Origin of the sequence: Campylobacter sp. RM16190, from assembly GCF_012978835.1 — a bacterium.
Lineage (GTDB): Bacteria > Campylobacterota > Campylobacteria > Campylobacterales > Campylobacteraceae > Campylobacter_A.
This window is the reverse complement of sequence record NZ_LIWS01000023.1, coordinates 1-1244: the sequence shown is the minus strand read 5'-3', so window position 1 is coordinate 1244 and position 1244 is coordinate 1. Positions and strand designations below refer to the sequence as shown.

Here is a 1244-nt window from a genome sequence, read left to right as displayed (position 1 = left end):
AGAAATATTATGACAGCCAAAAGAAAGAACAAAGAAAAAGATGTAATCGATTTGATGCTTGACCAACTCGATTTTCATGGAATGACAAAAGAAGAACTTAACGGATGTGATGGAATCTTGAGACAGCTTACTAGTAGATTCTATGAGCGGGTATTGTAGGCAGAAATGGATGAACATCTTGGTTGTCTTAAGCACGATAATGCAGGGGATAATTCGGGTAACAGCCGTAGTGAGAAGACTGTAATTTTGGATGATAACAGTACTACCAATATACATGTACCGCGAGACAGAAACAGTACATTTGAGCCTGTTATTATACCAAAACATGGGAAACGCAGTCCCTTATTCAACGATCAGATCATTTCGATGTATTCATACGGCATGAGTTGTCGAGATACCCAAAGACATCTACAGGAAGTGTATGGTGTAAATGTTTCAGCAGAGCTTATTTCACATGTAACGGAATCAGTAATGATGGATGTGAAAGAATGGCAAAACCGTCCGCTAGATAAATCATATCCTATTTTATTTATTGACGCTTTACGTGTTAATTGCCGTCAAGACGGAAAAAACGTCAATAAAGCCTTATATGTAGCTTTGGCAATCAATTGGGAAGGAAAAAAAGAGGTATTAGGGCTTTGGCTATCTAATACAGAAGGAGCAAAATTTTGGAGACGCAGTCTGCGAAAAGCGGACATGTACAATCACTTCCTTACAGTACAAGGCTGAAAGCCTTATGGGAGTTCTTAGTGAGATAAAGAACCGAGGGACTGAAGATATTCTTATAGCCTGCATGGATGGGCTTACTGGATTTCCTGAAGCGGTAAAAGCAGTATTTCCGGATACTCATATACAGCATTGTATAGTTCATATGGTTAGAAGCTCTACCAAATTTGTTTCTTACAAAGACCTTAAAGCTGTATGCAAAGACTTGAAAGAAGTATATTCAGCTATAAATGAAAAGGCCGGAGCCAAAGCTCTTGAAGATTTTGGAAAGAAATGGGATGAGAAGTATCCGATGATTAAAGCTGCTTGGCAGAGGAATTGGAATGAGCTTAGTGAGTTTTTTAATTATCCTGAAGAAATCCGAAAAGCTATTTACACGACGAATGCAATCGAGTCTTTAAATTCCAGTTTGAGAAAAGTTACTCGTAATAAACCAAGCTTTCCTGATGATGATTCAATATACAAAGCTATGTATTTAGCTATACGCAATGCGAGTAAAAGGTGGACTATGCCTATAA

The 1244-nt window shown here is 37.9% G+C and carries 2 protein-coding genes; both read left to right on the top strand.

Annotation, left to right across the window (positions count from 1 at the left end):
• Positions 1 to 165: 165 nt before the first annotated feature.
• Positions 166 to 729, top strand: a complete 564-nt coding sequence (locus tag CDOM16190_RS10610; protein WP_249934172.1) for an IS256 family transposase — start codon at positions 166 to 168, stop codon at positions 727 to 729.
• 7 nt (positions 730 to 736) lie between these two features.
• Positions 737 to 1244: IS256 family transposase (locus CDOM16190_RS10605; protein ID WP_211437449.1), on the top strand; the 508-nt coding region annotated here is incomplete at its 3' end.